General features: G+C 39.6%; 22 protein-coding genes and 1 pseudogene. 5 read left to right on the forward strand and 18 right to left on the reverse strand.

From position 1 onward, the window contains the following. Positions 1 to 261 precede the first annotated feature (261 nt). Entirely contained in the window at positions 262 to 654 is a 393-nt protein-coding gene (locus tag MKY99_RS19300; protein WP_339265768.1) for a transposase, read from the forward strand. An 827-nt stretch (positions 655 to 1481) separates the two neighbouring features. Here MKY99_RS19300 and MKY99_RS19305 read toward each other — a convergent pair. Together MKY99_RS19305 and MKY99_RS19310 are read right to left on the reverse strand one after the other, a co-directional pair. Continuing rightward, positions 1482 to 1844 carry a hypothetical protein gene (locus MKY99_RS19305; protein ID WP_339265770.1) on the reverse strand — a complete coding sequence of 121 codons (363 nt, stop codon included), beginning with the start codon at positions 1842 to 1844 and terminating at the stop codon, positions 1482 to 1484. After that, on the reverse strand, positions 1816 to 2010 hold the full coding sequence (locus tag MKY99_RS19310; protein WP_076182804.1) for a hypothetical protein: 195 nt from the start codon (positions 2008 to 2010) through the stop codon (positions 1816 to 1818). Before MKY99_RS19310 ends, MKY99_RS19305 begins: the two co-directional genes overlap by 29 nt. Positions 2011 to 2182: 172 nt before the next feature. Here MKY99_RS19310 and MKY99_RS19315 point away from each other — a divergent pair, with 172 nt between their 5' ends. After that, positions 2183 to 3391 carry a GNAT family N-acetyltransferase gene (locus tag MKY99_RS19315; RefSeq protein ID WP_339265773.1) on the forward strand — a complete coding sequence of 403 codons (1209 nt, stop codon included), beginning with the start codon at positions 2183 to 2185 and terminating at the stop codon, positions 3389 to 3391. 96 nt (positions 3392 to 3487) lie between these two features. Here MKY99_RS19315 and MKY99_RS19320 read toward each other — a convergent pair whose 3' ends face one another. The 12 genes and pseudogenes from MKY99_RS19320 to MKY99_RS19375 all read right to left on the reverse strand — a co-directional run. Further along, positions 3488 to 4405, reverse strand: a complete 918-nt coding sequence (locus MKY99_RS19320; protein ID WP_339265775.1) for a BadF/BadG/BcrA/BcrD ATPase family protein — start codon at positions 4403 to 4405, stop codon at positions 3488 to 3490. 28 nt (positions 4406 to 4433) lie between these two features. Continuing rightward, positions 4434 to 5996 (reverse strand): glycoside hydrolase family 3 protein, encoded by a 1563-nt coding sequence (locus MKY99_RS19325; RefSeq protein WP_339265777.1) that lies wholly within the window; start codon positions 5994 to 5996, stop codon positions 4434 to 4436. Positions 5997 to 6013: 17 nt separating this feature from the next. Next, positions 6014 to 7156 carry a DUF1343 domain-containing protein gene (locus tag MKY99_RS19330; protein WP_076141025.1) on the reverse strand — a complete coding sequence of 381 codons (1143 nt, stop codon included), beginning with the start codon at positions 7154 to 7156 and terminating at the stop codon, positions 6014 to 6016. 98 nt (positions 7157 to 7254) lie between these two features. Beyond that, the gene (locus tag MKY99_RS19335) at positions 7255 to 7962 is read right to left on the reverse strand and encodes a PIG-L family deacetylase (protein WP_076106428.1); all 708 of its coding nucleotides are present in this window, start codon (positions 7960 to 7962) and stop codon (positions 7255 to 7257) included. 2 nt (positions 7963 to 7964) lie between these two features. Next, positions 7965 to 8936, reverse strand: a complete 972-nt coding sequence (locus tag MKY99_RS19340) for a GNAT family N-acetyltransferase (RefSeq protein ID WP_339265779.1) — start codon at positions 8934 to 8936, stop codon at positions 7965 to 7967. Next, entirely contained in the window at positions 8937 to 10157 is a 1221-nt protein-coding gene (locus tag MKY99_RS19345; protein ID WP_339265781.1) for an anhydro-N-acetylmuramic acid kinase, read from the reverse strand. Further along, the gene (locus MKY99_RS19350) at positions 10157 to 11017 is read right to left on the reverse strand and encodes a carbohydrate ABC transporter permease (RefSeq protein WP_042129105.1); all 861 of its coding nucleotides are present in this window, start codon (positions 11015 to 11017) and stop codon (positions 10157 to 10159) included. Before MKY99_RS19350 ends, MKY99_RS19345 begins: the two co-directional genes overlap by 1 nt. A gap of 18 nt (positions 11018 to 11035) precedes the next feature. Then, complete coding sequence (locus MKY99_RS19355; protein WP_042189608.1) at positions 11036 to 11938, reverse strand: sugar ABC transporter permease; 903 nt, start codon at positions 11936 to 11938, stop codon at positions 11036 to 11038. Between the two features lie 104 nt (positions 11939 to 12042). Further along, positions 12043 to 13497 carry an extracellular solute-binding protein gene (locus MKY99_RS19360; protein WP_036688723.1) on the reverse strand — a complete coding sequence of 485 codons (1455 nt, stop codon included), beginning with the start codon at positions 13495 to 13497 and terminating at the stop codon, positions 12043 to 12045. A 57-nt stretch (positions 13498 to 13554) separates the two neighbouring features. Beyond that, positions 13555 to 14460 carry an N-acetylmuramic acid 6-phosphate etherase gene (murQ, locus tag MKY99_RS19365; protein WP_042189612.1) on the reverse strand — a complete coding sequence of 302 codons (906 nt, stop codon included), beginning with the start codon at positions 14458 to 14460 and terminating at the stop codon, positions 13555 to 13557. 571 nt (positions 14461 to 15031) lie between these two features. After that, complete coding sequence (locus MKY99_RS19370) at positions 15032 to 15895, reverse strand: MurR/RpiR family transcriptional regulator (protein ID WP_060622962.1); 864 nt, start codon at positions 15893 to 15895, stop codon at positions 15032 to 15034. 305 nt (positions 15896 to 16200) lie between these two features. Next, positions 16201 to 16541: pseudogene (locus MKY99_RS19375) on the reverse strand (MMPL family transporter); the annotation flags it as partial. A 340-nt stretch (positions 16542 to 16881) separates the two neighbouring features. On the opposite strand from MKY99_RS19375, the gene MKY99_RS19380 reads away from it, so the two are divergent. Further along, positions 16882 to 17583, forward strand: a complete 702-nt coding sequence (locus MKY99_RS19380) for a response regulator transcription factor (RefSeq protein ID WP_149647020.1) — start codon at positions 16882 to 16884, stop codon at positions 17581 to 17583. A 6-nt stretch (positions 17584 to 17589) separates the two neighbouring features. Continuing rightward, a complete protein-coding gene (locus MKY99_RS19385) occupies positions 17590 to 18987 on the forward strand; it encodes a HAMP domain-containing sensor histidine kinase (protein WP_339265785.1) in 1398 nt (465 codons plus the stop codon). Positions 18988 to 19069: 82 nt separating this feature from the next. Here the strand turns inward: MKY99_RS19385 and MKY99_RS19390 are convergent, their stop codons facing one another. The 4 genes from MKY99_RS19390 to MKY99_RS19405 form a co-directional block, all read right to left on the reverse strand. Then, entirely contained in the window at positions 19070 to 19423 is a 354-nt protein-coding gene (locus tag MKY99_RS19390; protein WP_076285453.1) for a YxeA family protein, read from the reverse strand. Positions 19424 to 19428: 5 nt separating this feature from the next. Next, entirely contained in the window at positions 19429 to 21348 is a 1920-nt protein-coding gene (locus MKY99_RS19395) for an ABC transporter permease (protein WP_339265787.1), read from the reverse strand. Then, positions 21335 to 22102: an ABC transporter ATP-binding protein gene (locus MKY99_RS19400; RefSeq protein ID WP_042189627.1), complete on the reverse strand. Its 768-nt coding sequence runs from the start codon at positions 22100 to 22102 to the stop codon at positions 21335 to 21337. The genes MKY99_RS19395 and MKY99_RS19400 overlap by 14 nt, the downstream gene beginning before the upstream one ends. A gap of 152 nt (positions 22103 to 22254) precedes the next feature. Further along, positions 22255 to 23403 carry a VanZ family protein gene (locus tag MKY99_RS19405; RefSeq protein ID WP_339265789.1) on the reverse strand — a complete coding sequence of 383 codons (1149 nt, stop codon included), beginning with the start codon at positions 23401 to 23403 and terminating at the stop codon, positions 22255 to 22257. A gap of 184 nt (positions 23404 to 23587) precedes the next feature. Here MKY99_RS19405 and MKY99_RS19410 point away from each other — a divergent pair, with 184 nt between their 5' ends. Further along, a complete protein-coding gene (locus tag MKY99_RS19410; RefSeq protein WP_339265791.1) occupies positions 23588 to 24640 on the forward strand; it encodes a DUF418 domain-containing protein in 1053 nt (350 codons plus the stop codon). Positions 24641 to 24655 lie beyond the last annotated feature (15 nt).

Genomic DNA, 24655 nt, shown 5'->3' on the forward strand with positions numbered 1-24655 from the left:
GTCATCATCCAACCGTATACATGCGAATGGCCCCCCTCCAATAGATGTCATGAATGAACCTGTTACATTGCAAGTATAATTCATTCATTTGATTAATTCAATTGAATTAAATTAATTGATTTATGTGCAAAAATAGCTCCAATAACTTGGAGAATTAATCTTTAAATCATCAAAATGAAAAACACTGTATCTTTAAAGAGCCTGTTCAAAAAGCTCATAAAGATGTATTAAAAAAAATGCACCTTTACGAGGAACGGTAAAATGAAGGTACCCCTACCAACATCAAACCATACGCGAGATGCATTTTCATGGACTTACAGTTTGAGCTGCAGACTTTGCGAGAAGACGTATTCCGATCACGACGCCATCTGCGGCGTTCAACGAGCGAAGGCGAACCAGAACAAGTTTTTCATTGGTTATCGCAAGCATTCCATTGTTTGCCCCAGCCCGAAAGGATCGCTCATCCCGCCCAATGATACGGCGGATGTCAAATTAATGCTGCCGCCAATTGAAATAATGAAGAAAATCGAAGGACTCAAGGTCGATTATCTGGTGGCCGATTTGGGTTATTTCGATGCCGATGATCAAAAAGAAGCGCGCCTTAAGCATGATGTAGCGGTCGTAACGGAAATCAGAAAACACGATATTTCCTGAACTCTGTTCCCATGAAGGAAAACCGGAATGTGAGCAAGGACATGCCCTTGTTTTCGACGGATTCGATAAAAAAACATATACCTCTTGTTTTCGCGGAGACGATGACAAATGCGCCGCCTGTCCGCTACAAGGCCTTTGTGAGAAGCAGTTTGGCTATTCCTTCAAGGAAAACCCGTTTTTCTACGGACCTGTTTCACAGGGCATTATGCTACAAGAGCACATGCTGAATCTCCGTAAGCAAGTGGAACTAGCGTTTGCACAAAAATCGAATCAACTAACTTCCGTTATGAAGTATAAAAAAGTAACGGTTCGTACAACAAAGCGCGTCGAGAAGTGGTTTATCTTGCGGAATGCGTTTCGATTAAAGAGATTCAAGTGGAGCAAATCTCGTTGCCGTTGGCGGGGTAAGAAAGTTGAACTCCTCCTAAAAAAAGAAAATTACGACACAAGGGATACGTCTGTTCAAAATCAGGTAAGTAACATACTTACTCTCAGCGACAGCATGACTTATCATATCTAACGGAACATCAGCTGGTTTACTCGCTTCATAACAAAGAATATGTGTAAAACTATCCAGCTGAGGATTAAAATCGGGCCTCGCAGGATAAATCTGAAATAAAATAACATTCTCATTCTTCTTGCTTTGAATTTCGTCTTTTCTTTCAAATAAGTGTTATTACTTTAGCTTCCAGAAAATCTCCTCCATTCAAAATGTCTATTCGATCTGCTTAAAGCACTTTACAATAAAAAAACTTCCACCATACTCTGGTAGAAGCTTCTTATCGCAATTTAATCATTCAAAATTTCAATCATTTTTCTTGTCTTCGCTAGCTGCTCCACCGTAAAATCATGCTGGCCCTATTCTGAAAGGTCAGTATTGTATTTGACAACATTTTATCAATGATAGAATGCACCGTTTCATTCGATTCAACATCAAAGTAGCCAACATACTGCGTATTTTCTACTTCCGCTGATAAACGGATTTTCAGCGCTGGAAAGCCCTCTATTCCAAGCGACCGACAAAAACGAACAACCGCCGCACTACTTGCCTCCGCTTTTGTCGCTAACTCATGTATGGTCATATGCAGCACTTCTTTAGCATTTGCAAGAATGTACTCCACTACTTTTTTCTCTGATTCTGGCAATTCATTTAAGTCTAGCTCAATTTGCGAAATCATACTTCCCCGCAATTAAACCCGCTCCAACAAATGCAGGAATCATTGGTATGAAAATATTTCCGATTTTTCGCAAAAAGTTCTTGAACGGTTTATCATTCTTCTTTTTAAGCTGCGCCTTCATTTGTGCGCTTTGTGCTTGTAATTGCTCAGCCGAAGTCGCTATTTTCCTAATACTCATTTGACTATATTGAGCAATCTAAATTTTGTATCACTTCTATGATTCCACACGTTCCTTTTATTGACGAATTTTTCTTTCAATATTAAACTATAAACAAGAAATTAAATTCCAAAAAATCGTTTTTTTCATTTATTTAATTTATCCCAACATTACGGCGCAGGAGGAAATGAAGATGACGACGACACCAAACATCATCGTAATGAACCATCCAACTAGAGAGCAGCTTGACAAGATTTACGATATTTTAGATGAATGCTTTTCCGTAGGCCGAGCTTTTTTCCAAGAAAGATTAGACCTAGACACCACATATGATCCAGATACAACATGGTTTGCGATGGTTGACGATAAGATTGCATCTAATGTACAAATTTTCCCGTTTCATATTAGAGTCGGTCAAGCGATCTTGAAAACGGGTGCAATGGGGAGTGTCGGTACAGATCTAAATTACCGCGGGCTGGGCCTTGCACACAAAATTCTTCATGCGCAGACCAACTATATGAAAGAAACCGATTATGATATAAGCTTGCTTTTGGCTAGTAAGCATGCGTTTTATGAAAAAGCTGGCTGGAGACTTATTCCCGAGACTGCTTTCGCAATTGAAAAACCAGCAGGTTTGGAGCAGCAGCAAAGCAGTGATGAAATCATTCCTTTTGAGGCCTGTTATCTTGATGATATCCGTTTCATCTATGAACAATTTAATAAGAATCGTACCTACACCGTGATCCGAAGTAAAACGTATTGGAATGATTTATTGACCTGGCCGGAATGGAAGAAAGTTGACTGCTTGCTCCTTCGCAGAAATGGGAAAATCGTCGCTTATGGCATCATTGAAAAGAAAGATACTGAACAAGTATTTATTAATGAATTATTGTATTTGAACGAAGCCGAAAACGGCGTTGAAGCTTTGTTTCATGCCTTATGTCAGCTGCGCCAAAATGCAAAGCAAATATTAGCGATGCTCCCAGAGGACCATAAGCTATATTCCTATTACCAACAGCATCAAGCAAATTCAATTCAAATCAATATGGCGATGTGGAAAATGATCAATCTCAGTTCAACTTTCCATAAGCTTCAGCCTGAATTAGAAGATCGCCTAAACCGTAGCAACATAATTGCAGACCAGGAGCTGCATATTGCACTTCGCAGCAATGAGGACTGTATCTACTTGGATTATAAGCAAAAGCAGCTTTCTGTTTCCGATGCTAGTAATCATACCAATCCCTATACTTCAATAGAAGTAGATGAACGCGAGCTCATGACTTATATCATGTTCGGCTATAATGAAGCAGGCGCAGCAAAGGACAGTACTGAGCACGCTAACATCCTTCAAGCTCTATTTCCGAAACAACAAGCCGTGTTTTATTTGACCGATAAATTTTAAGCCATTTTTGATTCCTACCATTTTAAAATAAGGGTGTGTCGCAAGTCCAACTGCTCGGACTTATGACACACCCTTATTTTTCCAAAGCGACAAAAACTAGTCGTTGTTCATTTTTGATCTTCCTAACAGGACAGCACCGTAGGCTGCATCCTTAATCGGCAAAATCAGCTTTGTTTGCGGGTAGCTCTGTGCGAGCTTTCGCTCCAAGGCTTCTTTCACAAAGCGAGACTTTTGCAGCACACTTCCTGCAATCGCAATCGGACTTTCATATAGCTTAAGCCGTTCAATAACAGGCACAACAAGCTCATATAGATTGGCTGCACATTTCTCCGCTAACGCTATTGCATGTGCATCGCCCTTCTCGCATGCGGTCGTCATAATCGGTGCGAGCTGCGCAATATCTTTTTTCGTCGTATTTTTATCATAAACAAAGCCAATAATCTCTTTCACAGTGCTTAATCCAAGGTGCTCATATACCATCGCTGGGATGACCGTATCGGTTATTCTTCCGTCCTCCATTTGAACTAATACGGATAATAGATCGCGCCCAATGCTATAACCGCTTCCCTCGTCATCAATCAGATGACCAAAGCCTCCTGTGCGATGCTGCTCTCCTTTTTCATTGACCCCAAAGCAAATCGATCCTGTACCGGCAATGAGAATGATGCCTTGCATCGCATTTTGTGCCCCGTATAATGCGGTTTCTTGATCGCCTGTAATCGTTAATGGCCCGATATAACCGTTATTTCTCACATGCTGCTCCAACAAATGGATGACCAGCGGATTACTTATTCCTGCCGCACCTATACATATATGAGCAACTTCTTGTAAATTACCGCAGTAGAGCCTCGTTTGACTAAAAATTTCCTCAAAGGAGGCGGCAATAGCATCAGCATCACCACCGTTATAATTAATAGGCCCTACAGTAAAGGTGAATAAAGAGTCTTCCTGGTCATGCGTAATGGTGACAGCTGTTTTCGTGCCACCCCCATCAATTCCAACGATAAATGCCATACCTATGTCCCCTTGTTGTACTTTTTGTCTACATCTGTATCGTAATATTGGCGGTGGGTACAACCTCACCATTTAGGATTGGAAGGAGTGATTTGAATGCATCAAGTGTATACTCAAATGCCGCAATTCCGCAGAACTCGCCTTCGATTAACGGTAAATCATACGGGCGACCTAATGTAATGGCCGTTACTTTGCAGCCTGCTGCCAGCAGCTTCTGAACAAGCGCAAGCTGACCTTTGTTTTCACGCGCATTGAACAAGCCGATGACAATATGCTTGTAGCCTTGTACCTTTGGCAGCGCAGCGTTGATTTGCTCCTCGCTCGGGTCAATGTCGATAATCTCATAAGCTGTATTAAAATGCTCCCCCATATATTGCGGAAAGCTAAGAGCTTGATTCAAGCTGCTGGACGCAAGATCGGTGCGGTATGAATAGGAACCCATAAATAACACTTGCTCGTCACCGGTATGAATGGGCTGGAGCTCACCTTTAATGAGGCAGATCGTTTCCGTACGCATTAGCTCATTTGCTCGGCGATGTACATCGCAGCCAACTAGTTCATAATCTAGCTCCTCAATCGTCGCATATTGTGCTTTATAAGCTAAAATTTTTGTAACAGCTGCATCAATTAGCGCTTCATCCAAATCACCGGTGGCTACAGCTTCTTCGATCAAATGAATCGCTTCCTTCACTGTCTCAGGAGTATGACTAATGAATACCAAATCAATACCTGCTTTAACAGCTCCTAACGCTCCTTTTGCCGTACCATAGTATCGTTTGATCGCGTCCATTTCTAAACAATCCGATACAACTAACCCTTTATATCCTAATTTTCCTTTTAATATCTCTGTAATAATGGTATGAGACATAGTTCCGGGCACATCGGATTTTTCAATTTTCGGAAATAAAATATGTGCACTCATAATCGCTTGAGCGCCTTGCTCAATTGCGGTCTTAAACGGCAGCAGCTCAAGCTGCTCTAATTCCTCAAGTGTTTTTTCAATGGTAGGCAAGCCAATATGTGAATCGACATTTGTATCACCATGACCTGGAAAATGCTTAAGTGAGGACATGACGCCTCCATCGAGCAATCCCTTCATCATTTGAATTCCATACTGGGATACTGTTGCAACAGAATCACCATAGGAACGAACATTTATGACTGGATTCAATGCATTATTGTTAACGTCCATAACTGGAGCTAGATTAAAATTAATACCTAATGCTTTCAATTCTCTGGCAGTCATTCTGCCTGCTGCATACGCATTTTCAGGTCGTCCTGAAGAAGCAATTGCCATGGCTCCAGCAACATTGGTCGCGTCTTTAGGCATACGAGTGACTCGACCGCCTTCTTGGTCGATCGTAATAAAACCAGGGATACCAGTATGTGTCGTGTACCATTGCTGCAGCTCAGTAACAAGCTCGCCTAATTGATATTTATTGTCGATATTATGTGAGAATAAAATAATATTGCCGACTTTATAATGCTCAATAACTTCCTTCAGCTCAGGAGTGATCTCGGTTGAAGGGAAGCCTGTTACGAACATTTGTCCAATCTTTTCGCGCAAGCTCATATGTTCTATTGTTCTCATCAATTATTCACCTTCCTCTAGCGATATAAATGATACTGCTGTGTTATTTCTGCAAACTGCTTGCTTTCCGCTGCAAACTGTTCAAGCAGCTGCTTGGCTTGCATATTTTCCGTACGATACATGTTGTCTCCCCCCAGCAAATCGATAAATGGACGAGAGCCCTCCTTCACAGGAGGCAGGAATGAAAATTGCTCGTACAAATCTCTTATCGTAAATAATAAGGTTACCCCAACTTCTAAAGGCCTCAGCACTTGGAGATCTGTAATGTAAATTTGTACCCCGCCGCATAGCTCGCCACAATGTTTAGAAGACGTTGGCTTGAAATGAACTGGACGAAAAAGCACACCCGGGATACCTTTTGCATTCATCTCATCTGCCAATTGCTGCGCTTGAATGAACGGAGCACCAATCATTTCAAACGGGAACGTTGTGCCTCGTCCTTCCGAGCAGTTCGTGCCTTCAAATAAACATGTTCCTGTATATAATAAAGCTGTTTCATATCGTGGCATTCCAAGTGAAGGATGAACCCAAGTTAGTCCTGTATCCGGGAAGGACATGCTCCGTTCCCAGCCTTCCAAACGAACGACATGCAGCGATGCATTCCAATTCATTTGATCATTTGCCATCGTTGCTACCTCACCTGCTGTTAAGCCGTATCGCACGGCTAGCTCGTAATTTCCAACAAATGATTTGAAGCCGGGCTTCAAGACATTCCCTTCTACCGTTACCCCGTTAAGCGGATTAACACGATCAAGAACAACAAATTCTACACCTGCATTTGCACAATCTTCAAGTGCATACAGCATCGTATAAATAAATGTGTAATAGCGTACACCAACATCTTGAATATCGTATACAATGATGTCTACTTCATTCAGCATTTCTTTTGTTAAACGCTTGGAGTCTTTACGGTACAAGCTATAGACTGGAACATTCGTAAAAGGATCCATGTAAGTGTCTACTACTGCCCCTGCATCCAAATCTCCGCGAACGCCATGCTCAGGTGAAAACATCGCAGCAAGATTAAAATTTTCATGTAGTATAGTAATCGTTGATGCAAAATCCTTCGTAAGACCTGTCGGCGCTGTAATCAATCCTACGCGCTTACCTTCGAACAAATAACGATAATTCGTTATAGAATCAATCCCATTTAACACCATATGAAGCTGCCTCCTAGCTGCTTTTTCGCATAAATGAATAGAACAAGGGAATGTTTCCTGCTATACATAGAAACACTCCCTCTTAGCTAATTGAATAGTTACCAAAGACTAGACTGCCTAACCTTCACCGTTTCAGCAGGCACCATAAATGCTTCTGCATATGTCTTTCTTGCTTCACAGCCGCGAACAACTGCTAGTGCTTTATAGTAATCCATGTATTTGAAAGATTTGCTATTCGTCACAAACCAATGCTTGCTTAAAGCATCTATCCATAGATCAAATGCCGCTTGATCGAAATCCACATATACGTAAGGGACATAATCAACCGCATCCTCCCAGTTTTCGGAGTAATATAATCTTGCTGCAAAGTGCGCGGGGAGCGCTCGTTCAAAGGATGATAGACTTGCGAAGAAACGGGCATCATTTACGATATGATGCGTTAGCGCATGGTCCTTATGCATACTGTTTTTCCAGTGTGTAATAATAATGTTAGGCTTCACGCGACGAATTACATCACAAACCTCCATACGAATTTCTTGATTGTCAGGCAACTCTCCGTCACAATAATCATCGAATACAATGGCTTCACCGCCTAGCATATCCGCAAAAACCTGTGCCTCTTTCACTTTTTGCTGACGATATTCCTTCATATCCTGTCCTGCCGGGACCCCTCGTTCACCCGCAGTTAACGCTAGTGTCACAATGCGATCTCCCTTTAAACTATGACTAGCGAGCACACCACCAGAAGCTAGTTCCACATCACCAACATGCGCTCCAATTGCTAATACTGTGAATTTTTCGCTCATCTTTAAAGTTCCCTCCGCAATATAGAAAATTGTTTTTCAATAGTAAAGCCCGCTTTTTGATAGATTCGAAGAGCCGGATTATTATTTCCAGTGAATAGAGAGATATATTGACAGCCCACATTTTGAAAAGCTTCAACCATTCTGAAAAATAATACACTGCCAAGGCCATGACCCTCATGCTCTGGGTGTACTCCGATACCGCAAAAAAATGCTCTACCATTAGACTGTGAAATAATTGGACCTGCAAAGCCCACAACCTCGTTGCCGTACACAGCTACTACAAGTGGTGCGTCAACCTTCACATAAGTAACAATATCCTTCTTCCACTGCGGATTTTGCAGGGCAGCAAGCGTTGCTTCAAGCCCTGTATGTAAATCAGGGACATAGGACGTAATGTAATAGTCCTTGCTATTTGCATTGGTTTCCTTATCTAAAATATCTTCTGGAACAATAAAGCTTCCGAGTTTTAAATACATGCCGCATTGCGTCGCACGATCTTCGTAGCCTCTAGCCATTAAAGCTTCATATAATGGCAGGTCCTTACTGATGCCCGGGGCATTATTATGCTCATGCTGAGGTGCACTTGGAATACTCCACTTCAGCTTAACAGGGTTGAAAAACAATACATCCGCTTGTCTTTTCCCAAGTTCTTGGAATCTTTTTTCTAAACGCAATAGAAAAGCATCGTAAAGCTCCAGAGAAGCCACATGGGTATCTATAATAACACTCGTAATATAACCGGCCACATCTCCAAGAGGGAGATCGTCACCGCAGCAGCCAGCTGCAAAACCAACAATCCCTTTTTCGTCACAGCCTACCCATATACAGTCAGCGTCAAAATAAGGATGGTCGATGAATGTATCTTGAAACTCTCGCTCTGTAAATGGCTTATAATCATATTTTGTAGCCTCACGATTCCAAAGCTCTACAACTGCCGAGTGATCTTCAATTGAAAAGGGTCTGATTTGCAACATTTAAGCCTCCTGTGAACGTCCAATATAGGGCCAGGAAATTTTGCCCATTACTACTGGCTGTGAAGCTCCAGTTACTAGCGGGATATTGTTTGGTAAGCGCTCCATCGTGTAATACGCTAGCAGAGCAAAAGCAATCGCTTCCTTAGCATCACTATTACCACCGATATCCTCCTGCGTCAGCACCTGCACGTTATGCGGTGCAAATAAGTGCTGTAAATCACGCAAAAGCGTCTTGTTATAGCTTCCACCGCCGCCAATTAACAATTGCTCAGCCTGGTGCTGCGGTGCAATATACCGTTCATAGCTATCGACGATGCTCCAGGCAGTTAAGTACGTAGCTGTTGCAACAACATCTTCTGCTTTCCAGTGATTAACCTTCATCATTTCAATAATTTGTGCCACGTATTGTTGGCCAAACCGTTCTCTGCCTGTCGATTTTGGTAACGGCATCGTATAATATTTATCCTGCTGCATCCATTTCAATAGCTCATCAATCACTTGACCGCCCGCACCAATTTCGCCATTAACATCCATTGTCATTGGTGCAAATAATTGCGATACAAGGCCATCGATAATCATATTTCCAGGACCCGTATCAAAAGCAAATACCTCATCCGGTGAGGCATTTACAGGCAAAACAGTCACATTGCCTATTCCGCCAATATTTTGCATCAGAAGTGTTTTCTTTGGATTGTTAAACAATAAGTAATCGGTAAATGGTACTAACGGAGCTCCTTGTCCACCCATTGCCATGTCAGCAATTCGAAAGTCTGATACGCAAGGAATTCCTGTGCGATTGGCGATAACTGCACCATCCCCAATCTGAACGGTACAATGCAGATTATAACCGCCCATAACATTCTCATCTGGAGCATGATAGATTGTTTGACCATGCGATCCTACTGCGAATATTTGCGAAGGCGAAAGGCCGCATTTCCCTATAACGGATAATGTGGCTTGGGCGTATAATTCGCCAAGCCACATATTCATTGCGCCAACCTTATCAATCGTAGCGCTAGCGGGATCAAAAAGCTCAAATATGGAGTTTCTAACTTGCATCTCAAAAGGTGTGTTTTCAAAAGCCAGTAATTCAATCTCTACTCCATGCTCTTTTTCGGTTGATGGGAAAAGCTTAACTACTGCTGCATCAATACCATCTACTGATGTACCGGACATCAAGCCAACTAAGTATGTTGCATCAACTTTTGATTGTTTGTCCATTAACCTTTCACCGCTCCAACTGTTACCCCTTCAAGGAAGTATTTTTGTAAACTGAAGAACAAAATAAACATTGGAACTGCTGAAATGGTTGCCCCCGCCATCATCGGTGCAAAGTAAGTTGTATTCGCAAAGCGAAAGTTTTTCAAGCCGACCTGAATGGTTTGCATATCCATCGTATTCGTTACTAGGAACGGCCAGAAAAAGTCATTCCATGCCGCCATGAACGTTAGGATTGCTAGTACTGCCATAATTGTTTTAGATAAAGGCATAATGATATACCAGAAGATTTTAGGCTGGGAACAACCTTCGATTTTAGCAGATTCAATAATTTCAACTGGAATGGAGGACATGAACTGCTTAACCAAGAAGATGTTGTATACCGTTACTATGCTCGGCATAATCAACGCCGTGTACGTATTTTGTAATTCAAAAATATTTACGATCAAAATATATAGTGGAACCTGTGTGACTTGAACAGGAATCATCATAGATCCCAGCAAAATAGCGAACAAAATGTTTTTTCCTTTAAATTTCATTTTTGCAAAAGCATATCCAGCGAGTGTAGCAAAAAATACGTTAGATACCGTAATACACGCTGCCACTATAAATGAATTCAATAACCAGTCCCATGTATGTGGGCTGAAGTTAAAGAAGAATTTATAGGAATCAAATGAAATCTTCGATGGTAAGATAGAATAGCTCATTGCACCAGCTTCTACCGGATCACCGAACGAGGAGATGACCATAAAGTATATCGGGAATATGGTAGCTGCGGCAAATAGGATAAGGAACGTAATGTTTGCGCCATTACGTATGAACAGATACCCTTTGCTTCTTAAGCTGTTGTTGTACAAACCCATAGTATTCTGCTCCTTTTCCTAGTATTCTACATCTTTACCTAAAAACTTGAATTGAAGGAATGATATAAATCCGATAATCGCTGCTAGAACTAATGATTGTGCCGCTGCCTCACCAAACTCAAAATATGTGAACGCATTGTTAAATATTAACAAACCTACCATTGTTGTTGCATGGTCTGGTCCACCGCCTGTCATAAGATAAGCGTTTTGGAAGACTTGGAAGGAACCGATAACACCAGTAACAAGTAGGAATAGCGTTGTTGGCTTAAGGAAAGGGACAACGATAAACCAAAGCTTTTGCAGGAAAGACGCACCGTCAATTTCAGCTGCTTCATAATAGCTGTTATCAATAGCGAGTAATGCGGCTATATAAATAATAATTGCTGTACCATGACTTGATAACCATGACATTAACACAAGTGAGAACATTGCAGTTGCACTGGAACCAAGCCAGTTTTGATTTTCAATACCTAAAAAACTCACGAGCTTATTAGCAATACCTGATTTTAACGGATCGAAGATCCACAGCCACACAACAGAAAGCGCTACACCAGATGCTACGGCTGGCAAGTAATATAGTGCTTTAAAGATCGTTTGTGTTTTTTTCTTGAAAGGAATAATCAAAATTGAAATTAAAAATGATAGAAGAATATTAAACGGAACAGTTAATAGCGTATATACTAACGTGTTTTTCAGTGCTTTCCAGAAAAGTTCATCTGAAAACGAGTTAACGAAGTTATCCATGCCAACAAAAGTGGATCCTAATGGACCATATTTTTGTAAGCTGATAATAAAAGCATTGATGACTGGATATGCGGTAAATAAAGAAAACGCAATAAGTGCTACTGCGATAAACGCGTATCCCCAACCTGAGTCACTTTCGAGTTTTAACTTTTTTCTTTTAGTCAACGTTTGATTCATTGGGTCGCACCTCTCTTCTAAAAACAGTACAAGCTCTAGCTAATTTAGAAGGAAAGCTGTACGTTCTAGCTACGCACAGCTTTCACATGTCATCCTAAGACAGACTAGTCAACTACAATACCATCTTTACCGAAAGATTTAATTGCAGCTGCTTTAACTGCATCATACATTTCTTGTGGAGCTATCTCATTTGCAAGTAAGGCTTGTAGTTTAGGAATAATAACTTCTGTTTCAATTTTTAATGCTTCAGCAGCCAGATCAGTAGGAATATCTGTACGAGCCGGAAGCGCTTTTGCCATCATAGCTTTACCTGCAGCAACGTTATCTTCGTTACGAGGGAATTTTTCAAGTACTTCTGCATTACGTGCAGATTCAGTAATTGGTGATAAGAACAGCTCATTACTGTAGTTAGCAGCAATTGAACCAGAAGACAAGAAATTCGTTGCTAGGGCAATATTTTTGATGTGCTCTTCAGATGGAGCTTTTTTACCACGAAGTGCGATATAACCATCAACGATTGAAGTAGGGACATAATCGGCACCGTTGAATGTTGGGACTGGAAGTGAAATATAATCAACTTCAATAGAATCTGCAACAGCTGAACCATCGTTCGCTTTAATCTTCTCATTGTTTAGACGAGCAGAGTTTTCAAATGCAGATAAACCTTTACCTGTGATCATCGTTTGACCCGTTAGGAACATGTTCCACCGTTTACCAGCATCGATAGAGCTTAGCTCTTTAGGCATAGAACCATCGTTGATCATTTCGCGAATAGATGTAAGTAGACCCAAGAAGTTTTTGCTTGTATACGTATATTTAAGATCTTTATCGAAGTAATCTGGTAAACCTGCAGTTTTAGCAAGAATAGCTAGATAGTCTTTAGATGCTACACCAGATGTTGCGAACACGAAACCATAACGAGTAGTTTCACCTTTATCATTTTTCACTACGCCTTTAGAAATTGCATTACGGAACTCTTCATAAGTCCAACCGTTTTGTTGAATGCTTTTCCAATCAATTCCGGCTTCTTCAAGGAATTGTTTGTTACCACCGATAGTGTGGATTTCCATATACGCTGGTAGGCCGTATTGAGCGTCACCTAGTTGGAAATATTTCAATGGAACTTCGTCATAATCTGCCTTGGCTTCATCAGAAAGGGCACCGTTAAGGTCGATTAGTACATTAAGTGCTGCATATTTCGAAATTCCCGAAGCACCGATAAAAGCAATATCTGGAGGAGAACCTGCATTTACTTGAGTATCAAGTTTTTGCGTCATATCTTCCCAGCTCGCTGGCTCGATTTTCAAAGTCAAGTTAGGATGTAGTGTATTAAATTCTTTTTCCATATCAGCAAAACGTGTTTGATAGTTCGCTGATATCGGAGGTAAAAGTGCTGTAATCGTATCCTTTTTAGGCTCAGAACCACCGTTACTAGTTCCTGTGTTACCGGAATCTGTAGAAGCTGGAGCGTTATTTCCGTTTCCTCCGCAAGCCGATAATAGTGATACCATCATGATTCCTGACAAAAACAGAGTTAATCCACGTGATCTTTTTTTCATCGAAAACAGCCTCCTCAATTATTAATAGCATCCATCCTGTTATTCCACTTTTCACACCTAAACCAATGATGAGATTGCCTGTTTCAAGCGTCCTCCGTTTGCGTTAAGTACTTGTTCTGCTTCTTTTGCATCTAACCCCGATTTAATCATCATAATTGCCAGCTTACAGTTCATAGATGCTTTTTCAAGTGTTTCTGCGGCGGTTGATGTATCTACACCAGTCGTGTTCATGATGATACGAATCGAGCGATCTACGAGCTTAAAATTACTAGCCTTCAGATCAACCATCAAGTTGTTGTACGTTTTTCCTAACTTGACCATTGTGCATGTTGTCAGCATATTAAGCACCAACTTCTGAGCAGTTCCTGCCTTTAATCGAGTCGAACCGCTAATGACCTCAGGTCCTACAACAGGTGTTATACAAACATCTACAATGGGTTCGAACTTTGAGCCTCTGTTGTTACAAACACCGATAGTGGCTGCTCCAAGTTCCTTTGCTTTCGCTAAAGCTGCAATAACGTAGTTTGCACTACCGCTTGCCGAAATCCCAATAAGTACATCTTTGTTTGTTACACCAATGCTTTCGATTAATGCGATCCCTTCATCCATATCGTCTTCACAGCCTTCAACCGCAGTACGCAAAGCAATATCACCACCAGCAATATAGCCCTGCACCAAGGAAGGATCTGTACCAAAGGTAGGAGGACATTCGGAAGCATCCAGAACACCTAATCTTCCTGATGAGCCAGCTCCTATGTAAAACATTCTTCCACCATTAGACAACCTATGATGTAGAATATCTACCGCCTTTGCAATCTGCGGAATCTCCTCAGCTATAGCTCTGGGGACCAGTGCATCTTGTTGATTCATTAACTGGATCATTTCTTCCGTAGTACATTCATCAATCATTAATGTGTCTGGATTCACAGCCTCTGTTGTCAATCCCGCAAGGTAGTCATTCATAGCCATCCTCCTTCTTCCCAGTCTTAATCTGTCATGTAATTAACAAAACGCGTTAGATTAACTTACAATTATTATGTTCTTATACTAATACAACACCGTCGCTTCGTCAATACATTTTGAAATATAATTTCATAAAGAAAATAAATTCTGATGTTTTATTTCATTCCTTACACACTATGTTATACCACATTTATAAAGCGCTTACAAGATGCAATTTAAATTTTTACCAATTGCTTTGATCGCCATGGCTCTAAGGTTAAATCGATTTAAAAAAAATGTATTATTTGCTGATTGTCGCTCCAAACGAAACATAAAGTTACATCATCCGTGTTCAACCGGATGATGTTTCGTCTTCGATTCCATTCATTTTCTTCCTCATAATTGTGTGCCAAGCTATTAATTATTGAATTAAACTACTTATTATATTCATTAGATCAACGTATTCATCATGTAGATAATCTGACATGGATTGATAAATAGTATATTTAAGTATACGAAGTGAATGAAATACAAAAAAAAGAAAGCATTGATCCATGATCAATGCTTTCCTCCACATTCATTCTATCAGAACCTAATTTCTAAGTTTTTTCTTTAATATATTATGCGTTTTTGTTAAGTAGGTTTTTACTTCTTCATATTCTGCACTTGCGACACCAGCAAATAATATGTCGATGATCGTAAGCATCGCAATACGCGAGCCCATAGCCCCACTGCGGATTGTTATTTCAGGTGTGGATATGCTCAGTACAATATCCGCCCGCTCCGCAAGCTCACTTTTATTGTACTTCGTAATCGCAATACATTTCGCTCTATTCTTTTGGGCAATTTCCAGTGCATCAATAATATCACTAGTTGCTCCAGAGTTAGAAATGAAAATGGCAACATCATCTTTCTCAAGTAAAGTTGCTGCCGTGAGCTGACTATGACCATCTGTATAGGCATGACACATCTTATTAATTCGAGAGAACTTCTGTTCCCCGTCCATACAAACGAGTCCCGAAGCACCTATTCCAAAGAAAACAATTCGCTTACTATGACATAGTAATTCTACAGCTCTTGTAATTTCTTTTCGATCAATAACACTAAGCGTATCCTCAATGGACTTGCAATTATTCAATGAAATATTTGATATAATTGTCGAGAGATCATCACCTGGCTGAATATCTGTATATTGAGCCTTTGAATCCTCATCACGAGAACCCAAAGATGCCGATATACTCACAATAAAATTGCGGTATCCGCTGTAACCCATCGTCTTACAGAAACGAAGGACAGATGCATCGCTTGTCTTACTCGATTGAGCCAATTCCTTAATCGACAAATGAGGGATCTCTTCCGTATTTTCTAAAATGTAATCTCCGACCAATCGTTCAACTGGTGTAAAACTCTCTCGCATCTCACGAATTTTAATTAATACGTTGTCATTTAGACTCATAATCTACCTACTCTAGATTTAATTAACACCTTTAATAATATCATAAACAATATAAACAACCTATTTCAATAACAAAATACGTTTTGGCATATCAAAAGCAAATATTAATTAATCTATTAAAATCATCCTACTCTTAGATCATCTGGTGACTTTACGTTGATTATAGCGTAATAAAGTTGTAAGGTATAGTCGATAATTATATACCTTCTGATATGGTGAAACAAGGGACCACAAAGGTCCCCGAAGATTCTTTCTATTGTTCTCAGCATACGTATAACGCATGTATTTTTAAATTTTACTGCCGTCTAAATATGACTCGATTTATCAACTACATTCTTTGATGTAGCACCGTTGCTTGAACCATTTAATTTGCTAGCAAACTGCTTTAATGCAGTCAAGAACACCGGCATGGCCGCTACACTTAGTAATAATAGTGCAATGATTAATACGAATGCTACCTGTATAAGTGTCATTACGCCCGAAGGAATCAACGCGGCGCAGGTGCCTCCTAGAATAAAGGCAGCAGACAATACTACACCAACCATATAACGTGATGCCACTCAATTCTTGATCCAACATCCCCTTCAAGCTCGTTGTACCGCATCATCAGGAATATGCTGTAATCAACGCCCAGGGCTGCAATCAAGCCATCTAATGGCATTCCAAAAGCTGTCTGCAAGTTCTTCTTCGAGCTCAAGCGAATACAGTAACTCACCTTCTTCCATCATTTTAGCGAACATCTTCAAAGGGCCATATACAGTGCGATCAATGCCATGGAAGGCAGGGGGCGAAACAATTTTTCCTCCTTACCTGATTTGGCTATATCTAGAATGAATTTTAATAAATCACCGAATATTGCTTTGCTATGTTCGTCTAAGTAATACCCATCTTCATGCAAGCCTTTCTTTTGCGATTTTTTTGCGCAAGAAATAAAGAGTCCTTTATAATGTAATAATGTACATAAAGACGGATTTGGAGGAAAACAAATGGCAAGTCATAAATGGGTATTAATCATAGACGATGAAGATGATTTAGCTCGTCTGATGAAGGCAGTTTTACATAAAGAAGGTATTGCAGACGTTGTAACTGCCGGGACAGTTGCAGAGGGCTGGGACAAGTTTCAGGAGTATAATCCTGAACTTATCTTGCTAGATATTATGCTACCAGATGGAGAAGGATATGACTTATGCAGAAAAATTCGGGAAACATCAAATGCACCGATCTTATTTATGTCTGCAAAGGATGAGGAAATTAATAAGCTGTTAGGACTGGCGATAGGTGGCGATGATTATATTACTAAACCGTTCAGTCCCAAAGAAGTTGCTTATCGGGTAAAGGCACAACTGAGAAGAGCTGGCTTTACAGAGGAAAAAAAGGCTCCGAAAAGTTTGCAAGTTGGCCCCTTTGAGCTCAGTGCCAATGAGACAGAATTAAAAAAGAATGGCGAACCCCTTGTGCTTACCGCCAAAGAAGTCGGTTTAATGAGCTGTTTCATGCATCATCCGAATCAGATCATAAGCAAAGAAACCTTGTTTGAACAGGTATGGGGTGAAGATTTTTTTGGTTCCGATAATACAGTGATGGTACATATTCGGCGCTTACGCGAAAAAATTGAGGTAGACCCTTCAAAGCCAACCTTTTTATTAACGGTTAAAGGGTTAGGTTATAAATTACATACCAAGGGGTGAGACAAGTTGAAATGGAAATTGACACTCCGCTTTTTAAGATCGGTTATGACTATTGTTGTGATCGTTGGTATTGTAAACGCGATTTTGTTCCTTTCCTTATTCGTTATAAAGGTAAATAATAATAACTTTGGCACTGAAGAAGCATCTGCAGAAACCTTTAGCCGGACCTTTTCACAATACGTAGAATTACAGGCTGGCAAACCTGTTGTGAATGAAGAAGGTCTCAAAAAACTACAAGAAATGAGCGCCTGGGTACAATTCTTGAATGACCAAGGGGAGCAAGCAGCTGCCTTTTATACCCCTAAAGAATTGAAAACAGAGTATTCTCCTATTGAAATTGTACAAATGTATAAATATAAAGAATTAGATGCACGCACGACGGTTTTTGTCAGCGAAGCCCAAAATTTCAGTTACTTTTTAGGGATTAATAATCCAAAAATAGGCCGGTACGTAATGACCTATGACTACGCTAAAATTTTCAAAGATGTTAATGTTTTTCTTTTCATTTTTTTAATCGTTGATGTGCTTATTGTAATCCTCATTGGATTTCTATTTGGGAAAAAGTTAACTGCACCCCTTCATACATTAATAGAGGGTATTCAACAGCTCAGGGAACGACGTTTTAAGAAAATGCCTACTCCCAAAGGTGTTTATGAAGATGTTTTTCGTAATATGAATGAACTATCTGAAAAGCTCGATCGACATGAAGAGGAACGTAAACGTCTCGATCAAATGCGTGAGGAATGGATTAGCAATGTTTCACATGACATGAAGACACCACTTGCTTCTATTCAAGGTTATGCAGAATTTATTAACGACAGTGCCACAGATTTAACAGCCCAAGAATTACAGGAATACACGTCAATTATCAAGAGTAAATCGATGTATATGAAAGATCTGTTAGATGACCTCAATTTAACGACACGTTTGCGTAATCACCAGCTATCCCTGCAATTTGAAGAGGTGAATCTCGTTCAGTTCCTACGAGAAATAACGATTGAACTTTTAAATGACCCGACCTTTGGTGAACGGCAGATAGAGTTTGAGGCAAATATGGTTAAAGCCGTACATAAAGTAGATAAAAAATTACTAAAACGAGCGATCCTTAACTTTATCTACAACGCGCTGGTGCATAACGATGAAAATGTTGTGGTGAAGATTCGAGTGGAAACCATTAGTCCGCATACCCAAATTACAATTTCTGATAATGGCCAGGGTATTCCAGCTAAAGATCTGGAACAGGTTTTCGAACGCTACTATCGGGGTACAAACACAACGAGTAAGCATGGAACTGGGTTAGGTATGGCCATCGCCAGAGACATTATTTGGGCTCATGAGGGGAACCTCGATTTGACGAGCGATGAAAATACAAATACCGGTACCACCATTACTATACTTTTATAATACAGATGACTTACTTACTCATTAGGCAGAGAAAAGGGCTGTTCTCCACTTACTTTATTGGAGACAGCCCTTCTTCAATTTATTAGTTTTTTAGTGCCTTTAGCGGAATATCCTCTAATTTCACTTCATCGTATGAGGAGACTTGATCACCTTTTTTTACATACATTTTCAAGTAGGCGCCTTTACGAAGATTTTTTTGTGCATTAAATTCCAGTGGAATTGTAGTACCTTTAGCATTTGTAGCCTCTAGTGTATAAGAATAAGAGGTCATGACCGAACCATCGCTCAGTTTATATTCATGGGGTTCCCCATCCTCAGTGATTTGTAAGTAGTAATTTTCGGCATTGAAGCGATTGAAATCAATCTTGGCTATAGCAAAGACCCCTACAACTCCAATAACAAACAAAATACCCATAGTAATTAGAAATTTTTTCATCTCAATCATCCTTCTGTTCTATTATTTAGTGTGATAATACGATTGTAAGAAGCTACGGTTAAGAAATAATACAACCCGTAAATTACGGTATAAGCAATCATCCAGAGCAACACAGGCTTTGCTAAATCTATCATCAGTAGACTAGAGAATGCTTTTAAAGCCACTACACTATGCAATAACCCTACTACAAGCGGTACAACAAAGATGACGAATACCTGTGACGCAATTGATTTTCGCATTTCTTTTGCACTGACACCCATTTTATGCAGCATATTGTACTGTGATTTATCCTCTTCTGCCTCTGTTAAAACCTTAAAATAAATGATACTGCCTGTAGCAGCCAGAAATACTAGACCAAGGAAACTTCCGATAAACAGTAGAGACCCCACACCTTCCAAACTTGTTTGGTAATCTTGTGGACCACTTGAAAATAGCGCTTCTTCAGGTAATTGGTTTGCAATTTTTTTAGATAAATCTACAGAAGCATCATCTACCCCAAGAACACGATAGTGCAGCACTTCCCCATCATTTTGCAACACTTTATACTGATCCTCCGAGACTACCACGGTTATACCTGCTGTACCTACATTCAATACGCTTTGCGTTTTAAAGCTTTGGAATGTGAGAGGATGGCCGTTGCCTGTTGTTATAGTTTTCCCTGTATATATTGGTGAGAATCTTTTGTCATATCCGATATCTAAAATAACCGCGTAGCTGTCCTTTACATCTAATTTTTCTTTATGTTGTAGACTTGCTAATTGGTTGTATGTTTTTTCATCGATAACTGTATATTCTCTTTTATCAGAGCTATCGAATGTTGATGGCGAGTTTAACTCTTTCGTATGAAACGTAATGGATAGTGCTTCAATATTTTTATCGTATTTTGTATCTGATACTACAGCACTCACTTGCTTGTCCATTTCTGCATCTGTGGATTGATACATAAAGGTATTCGGATTAATCGTTTTCGCCGAGTCATTCGTATTGTAATAAAGGCCATAGACCGCTCCACCGGCAGTTACTGTCGTAGCACTCAACACGGCAATCACAGTTAATGTACGTGCGTTCCCACGAATACGATAGAGCAGCTGCGAAATAGTAATGACATGAAGGCCTTTCCAAAGCCACCTTTCATTTTTCTTAATCATTGCTAACACAAAGCCAGTCACACTGTGGAACAATAAAAATGTACCCAAAATAACCGTTGTTAAAATAATTAATACAGTCAAGGGGAATCCAATTTTTTCCCATACTTTAGAAGTGAAAAGGTCCTGCATTGCAAGCCAATAGCCCAAGACAATGAGTAACACTCCAAGAACAGCTACTATCATAGATGGTTTAGGCGCCACTTCTCCCTTTTTGGAAGCATGAAATAAATCAATCAGCTTAAATTGATAGATCAAGCGATAGCCTTGAAACGATGTTACTAAGAATATAACTAGAAACACGATAGCCGTGTTCATCGCTGCCGCCGCTGAAAATGTAAAGGGTGCTACAACGTCATAACCCATTAATTGAATTAAAATCGTCATAAATCCTTTTGAACATAGGAACCCAAGTACAATTCCTACTACTAAAGAGAATAATCCTAACAATAAATTTTCGAAAAAGAGCATAAAGCCTATTTGACGATTACGTACCCCTAGCAACGCATACAATGCGACTTCTTTTTTACGTTTTTTCATAAAAAATGAATTGGAATAAGCAATAAATATGAACACGAAAAAGATGAGAATGACTGCCGCCCCACTCATTAGTGAACCAAGTTTTTGGGATGAAGCCGTCTGTTCTGCTATCGTATCGCTATATTTTAAGGTCACAAATGTAAAGTAAATGATGATACTAAACACCATCGATGCAATATATAAAAAATATTGTGAAAAGTTTCGGGCTATATTTTTTCTTGCTAGACTAAATAACGTCATCTACCTCACCCCCAATGGCCGCATGAACATCTAAGATTTCTTGGAAGAAGGCTTTGCGTGTCTGATCACGACGAAATATTTCTGTTGAAAATGAACCATCCTTGATGAAAATGATCCGGCGGCAGAAGCTTGCGGCAAAGGCATCATGAGTCACCATCATAATGGTCGAGTTGTTATTTTCATTTAAAGTGCTTAAGCTTTCCAATAAATCTGTTGCTGATTTAGAGTCAAGCGCACCTGTTGGTTCATCAGCCAAAATCAGTGCAGGCTCTGTCACGAGCGCTCTAGCCGCAGCGGTTCTTTGCTTTTGACCACCAGAGATTTGGTAAGGATATTTTGCCAGTAGATCTTCAATCCCAAATACTTTAGAAATCTGAGTCACGAGGTGATTGATTTTCTTCGCTGGAATTTTAGCAATCGCCAGAGGAAGCAATATGTTCTCCTTTACAGTCAAGGAATCGAGTAAATTGTAATCTTGGAAGATGAAGCCGAGATGTTCACGTCTGAAGTCTGACAAGGCTGCTTCCTTCATATCATGAATACTCTTGTTCTTCATATAAATCTTCCCTTCAGTTGGGGAATCAATAGTTGCTAACAAATTTAGCAAGGTTGATTTTCCAGCGCCCGAAGGTCCCATAATCCCTACAAACTCACCTTCATGAATGTCAAAAGACACGTTTTCTAAGGCTGTGTAAGCAGCACTTAACTTCCCGTATACTTTTTTTATGTTTTCTACTTTTAATAATGGTTCCATTCATTTCACCTCATAATTTGCTGATACTTATACTATAGGCTGTGAACCTTACAGCAAATTCATGCCAACCTTACAAAAAGCTTAAATCCAAAAAAAGAGGTACCCCATAGCCATTAAAGACTACGGGGTACCCCTTTACGATTGAAAAGAATTCATTTTTTTCTCGTTGTATATAAATCAGAAGCTTCATCAAAGTAAAAGCGGCGTTTTTGTTTGCCAAACACGACTAATATAACATGAATGAACAACACGATCGTTAAAATGATAGAGGTCAATGCTGCACCTAACGTTAAGAATATAGATGCCTTATAGAATGGAGAATCCATTGATAGTTCCACGTTATTCAAAGTATTCGCAATGACTGTTATGAAGTACATCGCGTAAATGGCACCAAAGCGTTTAAATAATCGCTTGTTCGTTTCCACTCGACTTATTTTACTGTCATAGCGATAACGCATTATTTTTGTACCGATTGTCGATCCATTCCAAATCCATGGAATAATAAACAAAGTTACAGAAAGTGTAATTGTGCTCGCAATAAATTCACTAACCATATTAACGTTGGTCATACTCAACACAACTTTAACTACTATGTTGCTGATAAATATATCAATAATAACAGCCAGCAACACAGACATCCCTCTTACTTCATCAAGAGCCAATAATCTATCTGCTTTCTCATTAATTTTCTTTTTTGATGGGAATAACGCCAACACGGCTGGAGCAATAAAGAAGCCCAGTACCCCGCCGGTAGTATTCAACAATAAATCGTCCACATCAAAAATACGATAAGGGCAATTATAAATCCCGTAAATACCTGTTACCTGTGTTATCTCATAAAATAATGTTAATAAGAACGTGATTGCTAGCGCTTTTTTCCAGTGTTTCTTGTCTTGAAAAAAATATCGCAAATAAACACCAAAAGGTAATAATAGCAAGAAATTAAAAAAAGCTTGATAGAATGAGGGTTGGCTAAATAACAGTCTATAAGTTGCAGGCTGTGATAACACGATACCACTATTCCCTAAGGTGCTCACTATAAATTGAAATGGCATAAGTGAATAATGTTGTGTGCCCGGTTTTTGTAGTGAACAAGTATCGCGTATCTCTGGCAACGGCAACAAGACTAAAAATAACGCTGCTAGAAAGTAAAAAATAAACGAAAATGAAATTAACGTGGTAGAAAATGGCAGATAGTTATACTTTCTATATGTATAAATGAGCCATGGGATAAATAAGGCGAATGCTAAAACCACAAAAAAGATCGCTGCCACAAAGATTGGTTGAGTATATGCTGACATTTCTAGTTCACACCCCATAATTATTTAGTATTCATATTAACCATAAAACGGATTCTAATTCAACTGAAGTTGAAACATTTTATCATATTTAAGGATCCTGTAATGTTGGCATCAATTTAATGTAAGGTTCGCAACTTATACTGACTTCTAAGCAAATGAAACTATTTTCAAAGGAGAACTTTTAATGAATCCCTCGATTTCACAAAAAGAAAGAATCGTTTCACTCGACATCATTCGCGGACTTGCTCTTTTTGGCATTCTGCTGATAAATGTTGGAGCCTTTAAAGTTATTATTGAAGGAGATCCCTTACCAGACTATAGTGGCATTAATGGAATCATCAATACTTTGATAATCATCTTCGTACAAAAAAAGTTCTTTTCTATTTTTTCATTCCTATTCGGAGTAGGTCTATACATTTTCGCCTCAAGAGCCGAAAGTCGGGGAGATAAACCTAGATGGCGTATGGCTAGACGTTTACTGATCCTCTTGCTGCTGGGAATCATTCATGTATTTATCTTTTGGGGAACCATTCTACCCGTATACGCCATTATCGGATTGTTTCTGATCCCTTTTTATCACACAACGGTTTCTACACTTAAAAAGTGGCTTATGGGTATGACATCCATTTACATCATTTCCTTGATGGTAAAAATATTTTTACCCTCTCAAGGGGCAATCTCATCTATCCTTGATATTTTTTCTAATGACGCTATGCAAATCTTTATTATGTTTTTAGCTGGTTTTTTAACTGCAAAGTCAGGTTGGCTGATACATATACAAGAATTATCAAAACCAATTAGATGGATTCAAATAGCATCATTTCTTTTGTTCGTTGGTTTCTCATTATGGATTTGGAACGCTTCTCAAAGCGGGAGCAGCAATGTAGATTCAGTTACGGGCTTAGGATCACTTCCAACCACTTTGTTTTACTTAACAACATTATTTCTACTATTAGAAAACAAACAAATGGTGAAATTCCTGACACCCATATCACGGGTGGGTCAAATGGCATTTACAAATTATGTAGCTCAAAGCATTATAGGGACGGCAATCATTTCAATGATAGGTCTCGAAGTCGTTTCACCCAAAGATATTCTCTACATCGCTGTTCTGATTTATATTATTCAAATCATTTGTAGTACCATCTGGTTCAAGTTCTTTTCCATGGGACCTTTAGAAAAGCTTTGGCGCTTGATGACCTATGGAACAAAGCCTGCAACAAAAAACCCCTCATAAAAAAGGGGTTTTCGG

Origin of the sequence: Paenibacillus sp. FSL R5-0470, assembly GCF_037975205.1 — a bacterium.
Taxonomy (GTDB): domain Bacteria; phylum Bacillota; class Bacilli; order Paenibacillales; family Paenibacillaceae; genus Paenibacillus_AQ.